General features: G+C 61.7%; 14 protein-coding genes. 5 read left to right on the plus strand and 9 right to left on the minus strand.

Features of this window, described 5'->3' with window-relative positions; all coding sequences use genetic code 11:
* Positions 1-303 precede the first annotated feature (303 nt).
* From NKI38_RS11990 to NKI38_RS12000, 3 genes are all read right to left on the minus strand, one after another.
* Entirely contained in the window at positions 304-714 is a 411-nt protein-coding gene (locus tag NKI38_RS11990; protein ID WP_352657713.1) for a GNAT family N-acetyltransferase, read from the minus strand.
* Positions 715-752: 38 nt separating this feature from the next.
* Positions 753-2,429, minus strand: coding sequence for an NAD+ synthase (locus NKI38_RS11995; protein ID WP_352657715.1), 1,677 nt, complete (start codon positions 2,427-2,429; stop codon positions 753-755).
* A 99-nt stretch (positions 2,430-2,528) separates the two neighbouring features.
* Positions 2,529-3,245, minus strand: coding sequence for a DNA-3-methyladenine glycosylase I (locus tag NKI38_RS12000; RefSeq protein ID WP_352657718.1), 717 nt, complete (start codon positions 3,243-3,245; stop codon positions 2,529-2,531).
* 93 nt (positions 3,246-3,338) lie between these two features.
* On the opposite strand from NKI38_RS12000, the gene NKI38_RS12005 reads away from it, so the two are divergent.
* Together NKI38_RS12005 and NKI38_RS12010 are read left to right on the plus strand one after the other, a co-directional pair.
* Positions 3,339-3,899, plus strand: coding sequence for a DUF1003 domain-containing protein (locus NKI38_RS12005; protein WP_352657720.1), 561 nt, complete (start codon positions 3,339-3,341; stop codon positions 3,897-3,899).
* A complete protein-coding gene (locus NKI38_RS12010; RefSeq protein ID WP_352657722.1) occupies positions 3,896-4,483 on the plus strand; it encodes a DedA family protein in 588 nt (195 codons plus the stop codon). The genes NKI38_RS12005 and NKI38_RS12010 overlap by 4 nt, the downstream gene beginning before the upstream one ends.
* Before the next feature lie 2 nt (positions 4,484-4,485).
* On the opposite strand, the gene NKI38_RS12015 is transcribed toward NKI38_RS12010, so the two are convergent.
* The 3 genes from NKI38_RS12015 to NKI38_RS12025 form a co-directional block, all read right to left on the minus strand.
* Positions 4,486-5,073: a hemerythrin domain-containing protein gene (locus NKI38_RS12015; RefSeq protein ID WP_352657724.1), complete on the minus strand. Its 588-nt coding sequence runs from the start codon at positions 5,071-5,073 to the stop codon at positions 4,486-4,488.
* A gap of 100 nt (positions 5,074-5,173) precedes the next feature.
* Positions 5,174-5,533: a diacylglycerol kinase gene (locus tag NKI38_RS12020; RefSeq protein WP_352657727.1), complete on the minus strand. Its 360-nt coding sequence runs from the start codon at positions 5,531-5,533 to the stop codon at positions 5,174-5,176.
* Between the two features lie 81 nt (positions 5,534-5,614).
* Complete coding sequence (locus tag NKI38_RS12025) at positions 5,615-6,031, minus strand: GFA family protein (protein ID WP_352657729.1); 417 nt, start codon at positions 6,029-6,031, stop codon at positions 5,615-5,617.
* A gap of 370 nt (positions 6,032-6,401) precedes the next feature.
* On the opposite strand from NKI38_RS12025, the gene NKI38_RS12030 reads away from it, so the two are divergent.
* From NKI38_RS12030 to NKI38_RS12040, 3 genes are all read left to right on the plus strand, one after another.
* Positions 6,402-7,472: a GGDEF domain-containing protein gene (locus NKI38_RS12030; protein WP_352657731.1), complete on the plus strand. Its 1,071-nt coding sequence runs from the start codon at positions 6,402-6,404 to the stop codon at positions 7,470-7,472.
* Between the two features lie 98 nt (positions 7,473-7,570).
* A complete protein-coding gene (locus NKI38_RS12035; protein ID WP_183451823.1) occupies positions 7,571-7,945 on the plus strand; it encodes an MbcA/ParS/Xre antitoxin family protein in 375 nt (124 codons plus the stop codon).
* The gene (locus NKI38_RS12040; RefSeq protein ID WP_352657733.1) at positions 7,905-8,672 is read left to right on the plus strand and encodes an RES family NAD+ phosphorylase; all 768 of its coding nucleotides are present in this window, start codon (positions 7,905-7,907) and stop codon (positions 8,670-8,672) included. The genes NKI38_RS12035 and NKI38_RS12040 overlap by 41 nt, the downstream gene beginning before the upstream one ends.
* A 69-nt stretch (positions 8,673-8,741) precedes the next feature.
* On the opposite strand, the gene NKI38_RS12045 is transcribed toward NKI38_RS12040, so the two are convergent.
* The 3 genes from NKI38_RS12045 to NKI38_RS12055 all read right to left on the minus strand — a co-directional run bounded on the left by NKI38_RS12045 (position 8,742) and on the right by NKI38_RS12055 (position 14,189).
* Positions 8,742-10,115, minus strand: coding sequence for a class II 3-deoxy-7-phosphoheptulonate synthase (locus NKI38_RS12045; protein WP_352605358.1), 1,374 nt, complete (start codon positions 10,113-10,115; stop codon positions 8,742-8,744).
* Positions 10,116-10,328: 213 nt separating this feature from the next.
* Positions 10,329-13,829 carry a transcription-repair coupling factor gene (mfd, locus tag NKI38_RS12050; protein WP_352657736.1) on the minus strand — a complete coding sequence of 1,167 codons (3,501 nt, stop codon included), beginning with the start codon at positions 13,827-13,829 and terminating at the stop codon, positions 10,329-10,331.
* A gap of 72 nt (positions 13,830-13,901) precedes the next feature.
* A complete protein-coding gene (locus tag NKI38_RS12055) occupies positions 13,902-14,189 on the minus strand; it encodes a succinate dehydrogenase assembly factor 2 (RefSeq protein ID WP_352627916.1) in 288 nt (95 codons plus the stop codon).
* Positions 14,190-14,269: the final 80 nt, after the last annotated feature.

Here is a 14,269-nt window from a genome sequence, read left to right on the forward strand (position 1 = left end):
CGCCCGGAAAGCGGAGTGGCATATTTGGCGTCTCGCCCGTAATCGGGCGGCGACCGGCATCGGCATAAGCCTGTGCTCGATCCGGCATCAGAGCGAAGGGAAACCCTCGCGGAACGCCGGATGAGACCTAGGCTTCGCGGCCTCGCATTACCATTTGAAATACTGCCATTCGGACCTCCCGCAATGAATCGCGGAGAGGTCCTTATAGAGACGCGCAGATGCATCGCCAAGATCAGCACACGCCAAAAGCGTATCTGGTCCAACCACTGCGATTATTTTGCAACAATGGCGGCGCCGCGTGTCTCACCCAGGAATGCGATCCAGGCGCATGTAGCGGCCATCGGTCGATGGCTTGAACCCAAGCTTTTCATACAAACCATGGGCGTCGCTGGTCGACAGGCTCCAATGGAAAACAGTCCTGACTTCAGGATGATCGATCAGGGCCTGGACGAGGCGTCCACCTATGCCCTGCCCGCGGTTCTCCGGCCAGATGATGATGTCGGCGAGATACGCGAACACCGTGCGATCGGTGATTGCGCGGCCGAAGCCGACTTGCTTGCCATCGATGTAAGCGCCGACGCAAAGCGAATTGGCAAAGGCGCGGCGATGGACTTCGTCACTGCGCCCGGTACCCCAATAGCTTGCCACCAACAGGTCGGATGTCGCCCGGAAATCGATCCGGGACAGGTCGAAGCTGATTTCACAGTCGGGCATGGCTATCTCCGGCCGCGGCCGCCGCGCGCTTTCAGTGTCTAGGCGCGATCCCTGAAACGGTTGGTGATGGGATAGCGGCGGTCACGGCCGAAGTTCTTTTTGGTGATCTTCACGCCCGGAGCCGCCTGCCGGCGCTTGTATTCAGCTATGTAGAGCAAGTGCTCGATGCGCGTCACCGTTGCCCGGTCATGGCCGCGCGCAACGATGTCGTCGACGCCCATCTCGTTTTCGACCAGGCATTCGAGAATGTCGTCCAGTACAGGATAGGGCGGCAGAGAGTCCTGGTCGGTCTGGTTCTCGCGCAATTCCGCCGATGGCGCCTTGTCGATGATGTTCTTCGGGATCACCTCGCCCGAAGGTCCGAGCGCGCCCGGCGGCACATGGCTGTTGCGCCAGCGCGACAGCGCGTAGACCTGCATCTTGTAGAGGTCCTTGATCGGATTGAAGCCACCGTTCATGTCACCGTAGAGCGTGGCGTAGCCGACCGACATCTCGCTCTTGTTGCCGGTGGTGACGACCATCGAGCCAAATTTGTTGGAGATCGCCATCAGGATGGTGCCGCGCGCGCGGCTCTGCAAATTCTCCTCGGTGATGCCTTCCTTGGTGCCTTCGAACATCTGCGTCAACGTATGCAGAAAGCCCTCGACCGGCTCGAAGATCGGCACGATGTCATAGCGGCAGCCGAGCGCACGGGCGCAATCCTCGGCGTCCTTCAGCGAGTCCTTCGAGGTATAGCGGTAAGGCATCATCACCGCGCGCAGGCGTTCTTCGCCGAGCGCATCGACGGCAAGGGCGGCGCAGATCGCCGAATCGATGCCGCCCGAGAGACCGAGCACGACGTTCTTGAAGCCGTTCTTGTTGACGTAGTCGCGCAGGCCCAGCATGCAGGCGCGATAATCCGCCTCCTCGCGGTCCGGGATCTTCGACATCGGCCCTTCCGAGCAAACCCAGTGATCGCCTTGACGCTTCCAGGTGGTGACGTCGACCGCTTCCTCGAACTGGCTCATCTGGAAGGCCAGTGTCTTGTCGGCGCCAATGGCAAACGACGCGCCATCAAAGATCAGCTCGTCCTGGCCGCCAAGCTGGTTGGCGTAGATCATCGGCAGTCCGCACTCGATGACTTGGCGGATGACGACCTGGTGCCGGACATCGATCTTGGCGCGATAATAGGGCGAGCCGTTGGGCACCAGCAGGATTTCCGCCCCGCTCTCAGCCAGCGTCTCGCAGATGTCAACATCGCCCCAGATGTCCTCACAGATCGGAATTCCGATGCGCACGCCGCGGAAATTGACCGGTCCCTGGATCTCAGGCCCGGCCTGGAAAACGCGCTTCTCGTCGAATTCGCCGTAGTTCGGCAGATCGAGCTTGTAGCGCTCAGCGATGATCTTGCCGCCATCGGCGAAGATGATGGAGTTGTGCGTGCCGCTCTTGCGCTTCAGCGGCGTACCGATGATGACGCCCGGGCCGCCATCGGCGGTATCCCCAGCGAAGTCTTCAGCCGCCTTTTCGCAGGCTTTCAGAAAGGCCGGCTTCAGCACCAGATCTTCCGGCGGATAGCCGGCGAGGAAAAGCTCGGTATAGAGAACGAGATCGGCGCCCTGGCGGGCGGCATCCGCCCTCGCCTCGCGGGCCTTGGCGAGATTGCCGGCAATGTCGCCGACTGTCGGATTAAGCTGGGCGATCGCGATGCGCAGGATGTCGAGGGGCTTGGTCATGCCTGCTGACTTAGCGCGGCAAATTTCACCGGGCAATGGCGTTCGTTTGGACCACTCCGGCCGTTTGACGAATGCCGATCTTGGCTGGACGGAGGACGATCAGTCGTCGCCCATATATTCGCGCAACGCTTGCGGAGAATGGTTCTCGCCGATCGACATCGCCAGGATGCGCGATATGTGGCGGCGCGGCAGACGTGTCTGCGCCGCCCACTGGTTGATCTGGGCCTGGATCTTGTCGAGATCTCTCTTCGAGGTCGGGCTTTCGGCGATTTCGAGCCCCGAGTCGCGCAATGCCGCCGCCATATCGCCCGAAATGACGAAGGCATCCCAGCCTAGCCAGCGCAGGAAATACTGACCGGTGTTGCCGCCGAGCCGGCTGCCATGTTTGCTGAGATCGGCCATCAGCCCGACTTGGTCGTCGGCCGGCCAGTTGGCGAGGAATTCGCCGAAGCCACCATGCTCCTTCGACACGCGCTCGACGAAGGCAGCGTTGTCGCGAACGGATTTGATCTTCTGCGGATTGCGCACGATGCGCTGGTCGGAAGCCAGATCGTGCCAGAAATCATCGGGCTGAAACAACAGCCGTTTCGGCTCGAAGTGGAGAAACGCCTCTTCGAAGCCCGGCCATTTCTGTTCGATGACGCGCCAGACGAAACCGGCGGCAAACACGCGCTCGGCCATAACAGACAGAATGCGATCGTCAGCGATCTCTGCCACCGCGGCATTGTCAGGCGCCGGGCCCAGCAGCGACGCAAGCTCCGCTTCGCCACCTTTGCGTTTTGCAGCGCGTGCGCGGATTTTTGCGAAATTGGGCATTCTGCTTGCATCCTCACGTCCTGCTTTTGACGAACCGGCATCTTCCTATATGGAAACCAGGCTGCCAAGCCGATGCTTTGTATGGAGACATCCATGAACAAGACCGTGCCCGAACTGGCCAATCGCTGGCTGAGGCGAAACCCGGAGAATTTGAGCGAGCTTGAGAGGCGGGTGCTGCAAAGCACCGTCGACCGCAAGCCCGTAGCGCAGGACATCAACGACAATCTTGCCGGTCTTCAGGGTGCGGGCGACCGTATCGCCGACGCCATAGCGCGCGTCGGCGGCTCGTGGACGTTCATCCTCTCCTTCATCGCCTTCCTGATCCTCTGGATCGGCGCCAATTGGTGGCTGCTGGGGCGAGAGTCGTTCGACCCCTACCCTTTCATCTTCCTCAACCTCGTCCTCTCGATGATCGCCGCCTTGCAGGCACCGGTGATCATGATGTCGCAGAACCGTCAGGCGGCGCGCGACCGCATCGACGCCGCCCACGACTACGAGGTCAACCTCAAGGCCGAGATCGAGATCATGGCGCTGCATGAAAAACTGGATGAACTCCGCCACGGCCAGATCCTCGGCATGCGCGACGAGATCGTGCGACTGGCCGATCTCGTCAAGCGGATCGACGAAAGGCTGTCTTCGCAGTCGACTTCATGACCGACGCGATCCATCATTTCATCGAACAATACGGGCTGCTCGCGGTCTTTCTGGGCTGCGTCGCCGAAGGTGAAAGTGCCGCCATCCTCGGCGGCTTCTTCGCCCACCAGCACGTCTTCGTGCTGTGGCACGCCTTTGTCGCGGCAGCCCTTGGCGCCTTTGCCGGCGACACGTTCTTCTTCATCCTTGGACGAAGCTTTGCCGACCATCCCTATGTCGTCAGATTGCGCAAGCGGCCCGGTTTCCGCCGCGCCTATCGCCTGCTTAACACGCACCCCAACATCTTCGTGCTGTCGAACCGTTATGTCTACGGCATGCGCCTGGTCGGCGGCATCGCGGCCGGCCTTTCCACCATCGCGGCGCCGCGCTTCGTCATCCTCAACGCCATTTCATCGGCGATCTGGGCGGTGCTGTTCGGCACGATCGGTTATGTCTTTGGACTGGGGGCCGAGCACTTCATCGGCCAGGCGTTCATGCGTCACGAACGGTTGCTGGTCGGGCTTGGCATCGGCCTGGGAGTGGCGATCCTTGCTTGGTTCGTCGCCCGTCACGTCGCCAAGAGGGAGCGTGCCAAGGAGAGCTGACGTCAATCAACGCCGAGCGCCACATCGCCCCGATCGAGGATCAGCGGAATGATGAGGTCTTCCTCGTCGGCTAGATGCCGGCTCAGCATGGCGATCAGCCGGCTGTTTTCATCAGCATAGGCGTCGGCGGCGAAGCGCTGTCTGTCCTCCCTTTCCTGAAGCGTCTTGATGAAGGCGTTGGCCGCCTCGGCATTGCGCTCCAGCCCTTCGTGGATCGTGTGATGGTCGGCATCGAGTATCTCGAAGCCGCGCTTCAGCCGGGGCTCGGCCTTGGCGAAGACCGGGAAATATTGGTAATCCTCAACGTTGTGGTGACCGTCGAGATTGCCGAGAAAATGATTGAGGCGCGGCGCGAACCAGCGCGCGAAGTCGGGGGCGGTCAGCCTGCCCTCGCGGTAGTCGCCAATGCCGTTGGTCAGCATGCCGCCGAGTTCGCGGAACATGTCGTGCCGCTGCAGCCACATATTGGCGATGCCGTGGATGTTGGCATGGCCTTGCCAGTTTTCACGCGGGTATTTTTGCGCCAGCCAGCGCAGATCGTCTGGCAGTCCAGATCGTTCGAGAAGCAGAGTTTTTGTGGCCTCATACATGACATTTCCTCAGACCATGATCCCGAAAAGTCGACACCACTTTTCGGAATGAATCTGGGGCGGATCAGGTCGGGGTAACCGTCATATAGGAGCCGAAGTGTTAGATCGGTAGACCCGTCATCCGCTCGATGATGGCGATGCCCCAGACGCCGGCGACGATGAGCACAGAAATCAGCACCGCCAGCGAACCGCAGTCCTTGGCCAGCTGGATGTCGACATTGAACTCGCGGCTGAAGGCGTCGCATGCCGCCTCGATGCCGGTGTTCAGCACTTCGACCATTATCAGCAGCAGCACCGCGCCGATCAACAAGGCATAGCCGCGCCATGAGATCGAAACGAACCAGCCGAGCGGCAAGGCAAGCGCAAGCAGCATCAGCTCCAGCTGGAAAGCCTTCTCGCTGACGGCCAGTTTGCGAAACGCCCGCACCGAATTGAAAAAAGCGTCGATCAGCCGCTGCATGCCAAACCCCTTTCCGAATCACCGGCACGGGATAATGCAATGGCTGGCCAGATCAATGGAATAAGGCGACTTGTCCAAGATTCATTCAGCGACCGGTATGGACGGTGTCGATTTTTCAAACTGCTGCAGCCCGTCGTCGATCGAATAATAGTCGCCCTTGTCGCCGACGAAGATATGACATTCGCCCTCAAGGCCTGTCGGCCTGTCGAACGATCCCGCCATGACTGAAATGTAGTCCTGGTCTCGCGGCTTCCAGAACAGCACCGACCCGCACGCCTTGCAAAAACCGCGCCTGGCGAAGGCGGACGCCTCGTACCAGGTGATGCTTTCCGTGCCTTCGATCACGATGTCGGCGTTGGCGACATTGGTCGCGGCGTAGAAATGTCCGCTCTGCTTGCGGCATTGCGAGCAATGACAATAGACGACGCCACGCAACGGTCCGTGCGTTCTGAAGCGGATCGCTCCGCACAGACACGATCCTCGATGACTGTCACTCATGTCGACCCCTTCTTGAAGAAAACTCTGCCTGGCCCGAGCATCGCCATCAGGATTCCAGCTTTGCGGCGGTCACGCGCAAGAAAATGCGACATGTACTGGCGCGGCGAATCCGAAATTCAGTTTCATTTTTGAGAGCGCAAAGCGCGAATTCCGGATTCAGCGCCATCAAACTGGCGTTGTCACCTCTCCGGTTTTTTAAATTAAGGAAACTTTAGCGCGGGCGCATTTATAGTCACGGCAAGCGAAGGCCGTAGGTGGGGACGCGTCTCTTCGCAAATTGCTCTGGACTATCGGGTAGCATTCCCCAGGTCGGCGACACACGGAACCTGCAAATTCTGCGGCGGGATCCGAGGGGAAGAGTGATCAAAACATGCAGCCGGCAGCAGCCCCGACGGAACGAAGCACCGACATCGCAGCCACGGTTGTCGCCACAATGCGCCAATTGGGCGTGCTCGGCCTGCCGCGCAACTACGAGATCTTCTACGAGGCACTGAGCGGCACCAATCGCGAACTCAGCCTCGCCGTCGTTTCGCTGAGCAACCGGCCTACACAGGATGAACTGGACCAGATCGGGCGCACTTTCTTTGCCCATAACCATGGTCCCGGCATCGTCGAGCATGCCAGAGACGTCATTGCAAGGGAGCTTGAGGCGGTCGCTTCGCTGTTGCGGAGCGAGCGCAGCCACATCGAGAAATACGGCAGGATCCTCGATGAGACATCGAGCGGGCTCAGCGGCCGCAGCCTCCTGTCCCAGGATCTTTTGCAAAAGATCGCCAGCGCCATGGCGACTGCCACCAATTCGACGATCGATCACGGCCGGCAGGTGGCATCGATGCTCAGCGACAAGACGGCCGAACTCGAGAGCGTCAAGTCGAAGCTCGAAGAGTACAAGCGGCTGGCCGATACCGATCCCTTGACCCATATCTGGAATCGCCGCGCCTTCGACAAGGAAATCACCAGGATCTACAACAGCAACAAGGGTATCTTGTTCAACGCCCTGGTCCTTGCCGACATCGACCGCTTCAAGGACATCAACGATCGCTACGGCCACCCGGTCGGCGACAAGATCATTCAGATCATCGCCGACATTTTCCAGACCAGCATTCGCGGCGACATGTTCGTTGCCCGCACCGGCGGCGAGGAGTTCGCGCTGATCATCGAGGGCGCCAGCGAGGACGCCACCTACGAGATCGCCGAGCGCATTCGCGCCCTCATCGAGCAGACGGCGTTCACCAGCAGCCAGACCGGCACCAACTACGGCACCGTCACCGTCTCGATGGGCATCTGCATGGCATCCGAGGCCGAGGGGCCGGAAGATCTCTACACCAAGGCCGATCGGGCGCTCTATCGCTCGAAGGTCAGCGGCCGCAACCGCGTCACCAAGCACTCGACGATGGCCGGCCGGGCCGGCAAAAGCTGGCTGCTCTACAAGAAGGACTGAGCCTCCCGTCGATCGCCTCTGCGGATTGTTTTGCGCGCACCCCTTTCCATGTGAATTTCTGTGGGCTATATTTTCTATAGAAATAGGAAAACGACGCGATGCAACCTCAAACCGCTGCCAAGACAGCCGAGAATGCAGTCCTGACCAAGGCAACGCTGCGCGCGGCCGATCTGCTGGACATCACTGCCAGGATGCTGGCTTCCGTGATCGGCGTTTCGGAGGCCACGGTTTCGCGCATGCGCAGGGACGAATTCCTGCTCGAGCGCGGCACCAAGCCATTCGAGCTCGCCGTGTTGTTCGTCAGGCTATTCCGCTCGCTCGACGCCATTGTCGGCGGCGACGCGGCTGTCGCCCGGGCATGGCTGAAGAACGCCAACACGGCGTTCGACGCCGCTCCGCTTGAAAAAATCCTCACCATCACCGGACTTGTCGATGTCATCGCCTATCTGGACTCCCGACGCGCTCTCGTCTGAGGCCGTCGGCATCGACGGCAAATACTGGCGCATGGTCGAGGCTCAGCACCATGTCTCGACGCTGAAAATCGTCGACACACTCGACGAGCAGGAGATGCTGGAAGACCTGATCGAGGAAACCAAACCACAGATTCCCGTCGAATGCCGCCATCTCCACTATCTCCTGACGACGCCCTTCCGCTACGGCTCGGTCTATCCGCATGGCTCACGCTTCCGCCGCGCCGGCAGGACCAAGGGCGTCTACTATGCGGCCGAGACCATGATGACCGCGGTGGCCGAAATGGCCTTCTACCGGCTGCTGTTCTTTGCCGAGTCGCCCGAAACACCCTGGCCGAGCGATGCCGCCGAATACACGGCCTTTGCCGCCGCGATTAAATGCGCTGGGGCAATCGATCTCACCCGGAAGCCGCTTGATCGCGACGCGGCTACATGGATACATCCGACCGACTACGCGGCCTGCCAAGCCATTGCCGATGTCGCCCGCGAGGCCGGGCTGGAAGCGATCCGCTACCGCTCGGCGCGCGACCCCAAAGGTGCCAACATTGCGCTACTGACCTGCCGCGGCTTTGCCAAGGCCAAGCCGATGGAGCCGCGGACATGGCGCATTCGCCTCGGCGCGTTCGGCGTTCAGGCGATCTGCGAATTTCCGGAAAAGCGGATCGAGTTTTCCAGAACCGCCTTTGCCGACCACCGTCTCGCCAACTTGCGGTGGGAACGCGGGCACTGAACCAACCAAAAGAAAAGCGCCGGATTTCTCCAGCGCTTCTTCCGTCAACCATTCATGCCGAAATCAAGCTCAGCCGTTGACGGCCTGCTTGTGCTGCACCGGGTGGCTCTTCTTCAAGAGATCCGAGACCAGGAAGGCAAGTTCGATCGCCTGGTCGGCGTTGAGGCGCGGGTCGCAATGGGTGTGGTAGCGGTCCTGCAACTCCTCGGCGGTGATGGCGCGCGCGCCACCGGTACATTCGGTGACGTTCTTGCCGGTCATCTCGACATGGATACCGCCCGGATGCGTGCCTTCGGCGCGGTGCACCTCGAAGAAGGTCTGCACCTCCTTCAGGATGCGGTCGAACGGCCGCGTCTTGTAGCCGGCGGCCTCGATCGTGTTGCCGTGCATCGGGTCCGAAGACCACACCACGCTGCGGCCTTCCTTCTGCACCGCGCGCACCAGCTTCGGCAGATGGTCGGCGACCTTGTCGGAACCGAAGCGCGCGATCAGTGTCAGCCGGCCGGGCTCGTTCTCGGGATTGAGCAGGTCGATCAGCTCCAGCAAGCCGTCCGGCGTCAGCGACGGGCCGCATTTCAGCCCGAGCGGGTTCTTGATGCCCCGGCAATATTCGACATGCGCATGGTCGGGCTGGCGGGTACGGTCGCCGATCCAGATCATATGGCCCGAGGTGGCATACCAGTCGCCGGAGGTCGAATCGACGCGGGTCAGCGCCTCCTCATAACCGAGCAGCAACGCCTCGTGGCTGGTGTAGAAATCGGTTTCGCGCAGGGCGTAGTTAGTTTCCGAGGTGATGCCGACGGCCTTCATGAAGTCCATCGTCTCGGTGATGCGGTTGGCGAGCGACTCATACTTTTCGCCCTGCGGGCTGTCGGACACGAAGCCGAGCATCCAGCTATGCACATTCTCCAGGCTGGCATAACCGCCCTGCGCGAAGGCGCGCAGAAGGTTGAGCGTCGCCGCCGACTGGCGGTAGGCCATCTCCTGGCGGGCAGGATCGGGAATGCGCGACTTGGCGTCGAATTCGATGCCGTTGATGATATCGCCGCGATAGCTGGGCAGCGTCACCCCGCCCTTGGTCTCGTTGTCGGACGAACGCGGCTTGGCGAACTGGCCGGCTACGCGGCCGACCTTCACCACCGGCTGTGCGCCGGCGAAGGTCAGCACTACCGACATCTGCAGGAATACGCGGAAGAAGTCGCGGATGTTATCCGCGCCATGCTCGGCGAAGCTCTCGGCGCAATCGCCACCCTGGAGAAGGAATGCGTCACCGGCAGCGACGGCCGCAAGCTGCTTCTTCAGCTTGCGTGCCTCACCTGCAAAGACCAGCGGCGGAAAGGTCGCGAGCTGGGCTTCCGTGGTCTTCAGCGCGGCAAGGTCCGGATAAGCAGGAACCTGCTTGATCGGTTTTGCTCTCCAAGAATTCGGCGACCATTTCGTCATCGCTGCACCCAACGCTCTTTCCGAGCAATTCCAGGAAAAGTGTGAAGCGGTTTTCCGCCCGGAATTGCGTCTAACAAACAAATGGGCGCCATCGCCCGCCAACCCGCCCCATAAAGGGATCGCGGCTCCATACACGAAGCCGATTTCCTATTCTAGACCGGATTTGGCTGCGTGGCGAATGCCCGCCTGGCGAGGCGGTGTCCTATCCCTGCCCTACGCCGCCGCCTTCTCCACCAGCCGCGCCAGTTGTGTCATGACGACCGCGGAGCCCGCCAGCCGCTTCTCGGGCGTTGGCCAGTCGCGCACGAAGACGACGCTGTGATCCGGCCGGATCTTGGCCAGCGACCCCTGCTCGCCGATGAACCGGACCAGCCCGACCGGGTTTGAGAATTCACGCTTGCGGAAATGGATGACGACGCCCTTCGGCCCGGCATCGAGCTTTTCGACATTGGCCTTGCGGCACAGCGCCTTGATGAAGACGATCTTGAGGAGGTGCTTGACCTCCTCCGGCAGCGCGCCGAAGCGGTCGATCAGCTCGGCGCCGAAAGCGTCAATTTCCTCGGTGTTTTCGAGATCGCCGAGGCGGCGATAGAGCGCCAGCCTGAGCTGCAGGTCCGGCACATAGCCTTCCGGGATCATCACCGCCGTGCCGACGGCAATCTGCGGCGACCAGCCGCCATCCTGTACCTCGCCGGAATCCTTCACCTCGGCGACCGCCTCTTCCAGCATCTGCTGGTAGAGTTCGAAGCCGACCTCCTTGATGTGGCCGGACTGCTCTTCGCCCAGAAGATTGCCGGCGCCTCTGATATCAAGGTCGTGGCTGGCGAGCTGAAAGCCGGCGCCCAGCGTATCCAGCGATTGCAGCACCTTCAGCCGGCGCTCGGCGGTGTCGGTCAGCTTGCGGTTGGCTGGCAGCGTGAACAGTGCATAGGCGCGCACCTTCGAGCGGCCGACGCGGCCGCGCAGCTGGTAGAGCTGCGAAAGGCCGAACATGTCGGCGCGGTGGATGATCAGCGTGTTAGCGGTCGGAATGTCGAGGCCGGATTCGACGATGGTCGTCGACAACAGCACATCGTACTGGCCGTCATAGAAGGCATTCATGATGTCGTCGAGTTCGCCCGGCGGCATCTGGCCATGGGCCACCGCCACTTTCAGCTCGGGCACGGATTCCTTCAGAAAATCATGGATTTCTGAGAGATCGCTGATGCGCGGCACCACGTAGAAGGAGTGCCCGCCGCGATAGCGTTCGCGCAGCAGCGTTTCGCGGATCACCAGCGGATCGAAGGGCGAGATGAAGGTGCGCACCGCCAGGCGGTCGACCGGCGGCGTGGCGATGAGCGACAGTTCGCGCACCCCGGTCAACGCGAGTTGCAGCGTGCGCGGGATCGGCGTCGCCGACAGCGTCAGCACATGCACATCGGTCTTCAGGTCCTTCAGCCGTTCCTTGTGCTTGACGCCAAAGTGCTGCTCCTCGTCGATGATCAGCAGGCCAAGATTCTTGAACGAGATCGCGGACCCAAGCAGCGCATGGGTGCCGATGACGATGTCAACCTGGCCCTCGGCGATGCCTTTCTTGGTTTCAGCCAGTTCCTTGGCGCCGACCAGTCGCGAAGCCTGGGCGACGCGGATCGGCAGGCCGGAAAAGCGCTGTGAAAATGTCTTGAAATGCTGCCGCGACAACAGTGTCGTCGGCACCACCACCGCCACTTGAAAGCCTTCCATCGCCGCGATGAAGGCCGCGCGAAGTGCCACTTCCGTCTTGCCGAAGCCGACATCGCCGCAGATCAGCCGGTCCATCGGCTTGCCGGCGCCAAGGTCGTCGCGCACGGAGTCGATCGCCGTCTGCTGGTCGTCGGTCTCCTCATAGGGGAAGCGGGCGGAGAACTCGCCATAGAGACCTTCGGCCGGCACCAGCGCCGGTGCGGCGCGCATCTGCCGTTCGGCGGCGATGCGGATCAATTGCCCGGCCATGTCGAGCAGGCGTTTCTTCAGCCGCGCCTTGCGCGACTGCCAGGCGCCGCCGCCGAGCTTGTCCAACGTCGCCTCGGCTGTGTCAGAACCGTAGCGTGACAGAAGCTCGATGTTTTCGACCGGCAGGAACAGCCGGTCGTCGCCAGCATAATGGATTTCCAGGCAATCATGCGGCGCACCGACCGCTTCGATGGTGCGCAAGCCGATGAAACGGCCGATGCCGTGGTCGGCATGGACGACGACGTCGCCCGCCGACAGCGCCGAGGCTTCGGCAATGAAATCCGAGGGACGCTTCTTCCGCTTCGAGCGCCGGATCAGCCGGTCGCCGAGAATATCCTGTTCGGCGACGACGACCAGTTTTTCGGTCTCGAATCCGGATTCGAGCGGCAGCACGGCGAGCGCCGCCTGCCCCGGCTCAAGCTTTTCGGCTTCCGCCAGAGTTGCGACCTGCTTGAGGTTGCCGAGGTGGTGCTCGCCAAGGATCTGGCCAAGCCGGTCGAGCGAGCCTTCGGTCCAGCCCGCAATGACGACGCGGCGGCGCGCCGCTCGCTCATCGGCGATGTGTTTGACGACGACGTCGAACACATTGATGCTCGGGTCGGCGCGTTCCTCGACGAAGCTGCGGCTGTGGCGCGAACCGGCGTGGTAGACTTTCTTCGCGCCGGCATCGGGAGCATCGAAGGGCGTGAAATCGATCGCTTCACGCGGCCCGAGCGCGGCGATCAGGTTTTCCGGCGAGAGATAGAGCATGTCCGGCGGCACCGGCTTGTAGGGCACGGCGTCCTTCAAGGCACCATCGGCCTGCTTCCTGCGCGCTTCGTAGTGATCGAGGATCAGCGTGTGGCGTTCGGCCAGTGCCTCGTGCGCCAGATGGTCGAAGACGACAGGTGTATCAGGCAGATAGTCGAACACCGTCTCCAACCGCTCGTAGAAGAACGGCAGCCAGTGCTCCATGCCGGCGAAGCGTCGTCCTTCGCTGACCGCTGCATAAAGCCCGTCGTCGCGTTGTGGCGCGCCAAAGGCTTCGATATAGGAGCGGCGGAAGCGGCTAATGGTTTCCGGCGTCAGCGCCACTTCGCTCATCGCCTGCAGCGCCATCGACTTGCGCTGGCCGGTGGTGCGCTGGGTGGCGGCATCGAAGACGCGGATCGATTCCAGCGTGTCGCCGAAGAAGTCGAGCCTGAGCGCCTCGGTCCAGCCTGGTGCGAACAGGTCGAGAATGCCGCCGCGCACTGCGAACTCGCCGATGCCGCGTACCGTTGGTACGCGCTCGAAGCCGGACGTTTCCAGCCGCGATACCAGCGCGTTCATGTCGATCTGGTTGCCCGGCTTGGCATGAAAAGTCTGTGCCTCGACCAGTTCGGCCGGCGGAATACGCTGCAGCAGCGCATTGGCGGTGGTGAGGATGACGGCGCGATGCGGTTTTTTCGCCAGCGCGATCATGGCGGTCAGCGCATCCAGGCGCTTGGCGGCGGCGTCCGAACCGGGCGAGACGCGGTCGTAGGGCAAACAATCCCAGGCCGGCAGTTCCAGCACGGGAAGGCCGGGGGCCGCGAAGGACAGCGCCTCGATGATCGCCGGCAGCCGCTGGCCGTCGCGCGCCACGAACAGCACCGGCTTGTCCGGCGCGATCTCGAGTGCCGCCTGTACCAGCGCGAAAGCTTCGTAGCCATCGGCGACGCCGTCGACGATGAATTGGCCGGCGCGGCCTTTCGGCAGACCGATTGTGGGAATGAGGCTCATGAAATCACGGTCTTGTTTTATCGCAATTCCAAACGGAAAACCGCTTCGCACTTTTCCTGGAATTGCTTGTGTTCAGAATGTCATTGGGTGGCGGAAAGCCAGGATCTTTTGCAGGACGGCACAATCGATATCCGCCGGGACCGGGCGTTCGCCAGTGACCATGGGCAGGAATTCGGTGTCGGGAATGTCGAGAAGCTTCTCATATTGGTCGATTTCCTCGCCGGTCAAGGCGCCGATCTCAGCGTCGGCGAAAGTGCCGAGGATCAGATCCATCTCGCGCATGCCGCGATGCCAGGAGCGAAACAGAAGCTTGCGGCGGCAGGCGTCCAGCCCCTCGCTTGATCTCGTCGTTCCAGTCATTGTGCCGCATCCTCACTTGCTGCGGCGCATATAGCGTGGATAGAAGGTGCTGTCAGCCTTGCGCTGTAACCGCCGCGACA

Origin of the sequence: Mesorhizobium sp. M0621, assembly GCF_040320745.1 — a bacterium.
In the GTDB taxonomy this organism is placed as follows: domain Bacteria; phylum Pseudomonadota; class Alphaproteobacteria; order Rhizobiales; family Rhizobiaceae; genus Mesorhizobium.

Coding starts and splice junctions, on each gene's coding strand:
- NKI38_RS11990 (WP_352657713.1), bottom strand. CDS start 714: ATGCCCGACTGTGAAATCAGCTTCGACCTGTCCCGGATCGATTTCCGG.
- NKI38_RS11995 (WP_352657715.1), bottom strand. CDS start 2,429: ATGACCAAGCCCCTCGACATCCTGCGCATCGCGATCGCCCAGCTTAAT.
- NKI38_RS12000 (WP_352657718.1), bottom strand. CDS start 3,245: ATGCCCAATTTCGCAAAAATCCGCGCACGCGCTGCAAAACGCAAAGGT.
- NKI38_RS12005 (WP_352657720.1), top strand. CDS start 3,339: ATGAACAAGACCGTGCCCGAACTGGCCAATCGCTGGCTGAGGCGAAAC.
- NKI38_RS12010 (WP_352657722.1), top strand. CDS start 3,896: ATGACCGACGCGATCCATCATTTCATCGAACAATACGGGCTGCTCGCG.
- NKI38_RS12015 (WP_352657724.1), bottom strand. CDS start 5,073: ATGTATGAGGCCACAAAAACTCTGCTTCTCGAACGATCTGGACTGCCA.
- NKI38_RS12020 (WP_352657727.1), bottom strand. CDS start 5,533: ATGCAGCGGCTGATCGACGCTTTTTTCAATTCGGTGCGGGCGTTTCGC.
- NKI38_RS12025 (WP_352657729.1), bottom strand. CDS start 6,031: ATGAGTGACAGTCATCGAGGATCGTGTCTGTGCGGAGCGATCCGCTTC.
- NKI38_RS12030 (WP_352657731.1), top strand. CDS start 6,402: ATGCAGCCGGCAGCAGCCCCGACGGAACGAAGCACCGACATCGCAGCC.
- NKI38_RS12035 (WP_183451823.1), top strand. CDS start 7,571: ATGCAACCTCAAACCGCTGCCAAGACAGCCGAGAATGCAGTCCTGACC.
- NKI38_RS12040 (WP_352657733.1), top strand. CDS start 7,905: ATGTCATCGCCTATCTGGACTCCCGACGCGCTCTCGTCTGAGGCCGTC.
- NKI38_RS12045 (WP_352605358.1), bottom strand. CDS start 10,115: ATGACGAAATGGTCGCCGAATTCTTGGAGAGCAAAACCGATCAAGCAG.
- mfd (WP_352657736.1), bottom strand. CDS start 13,829: ATGAGCCTCATTCCCACAATCGGTCTGCCGAAAGGCCGCGCCGGCCAA.
- NKI38_RS12055 (WP_352627916.1), bottom strand. CDS start 14,189: ATGACTGGAACGACGAGATCAAGCGAGGGGCTGGACGCCTGCCGCCGC.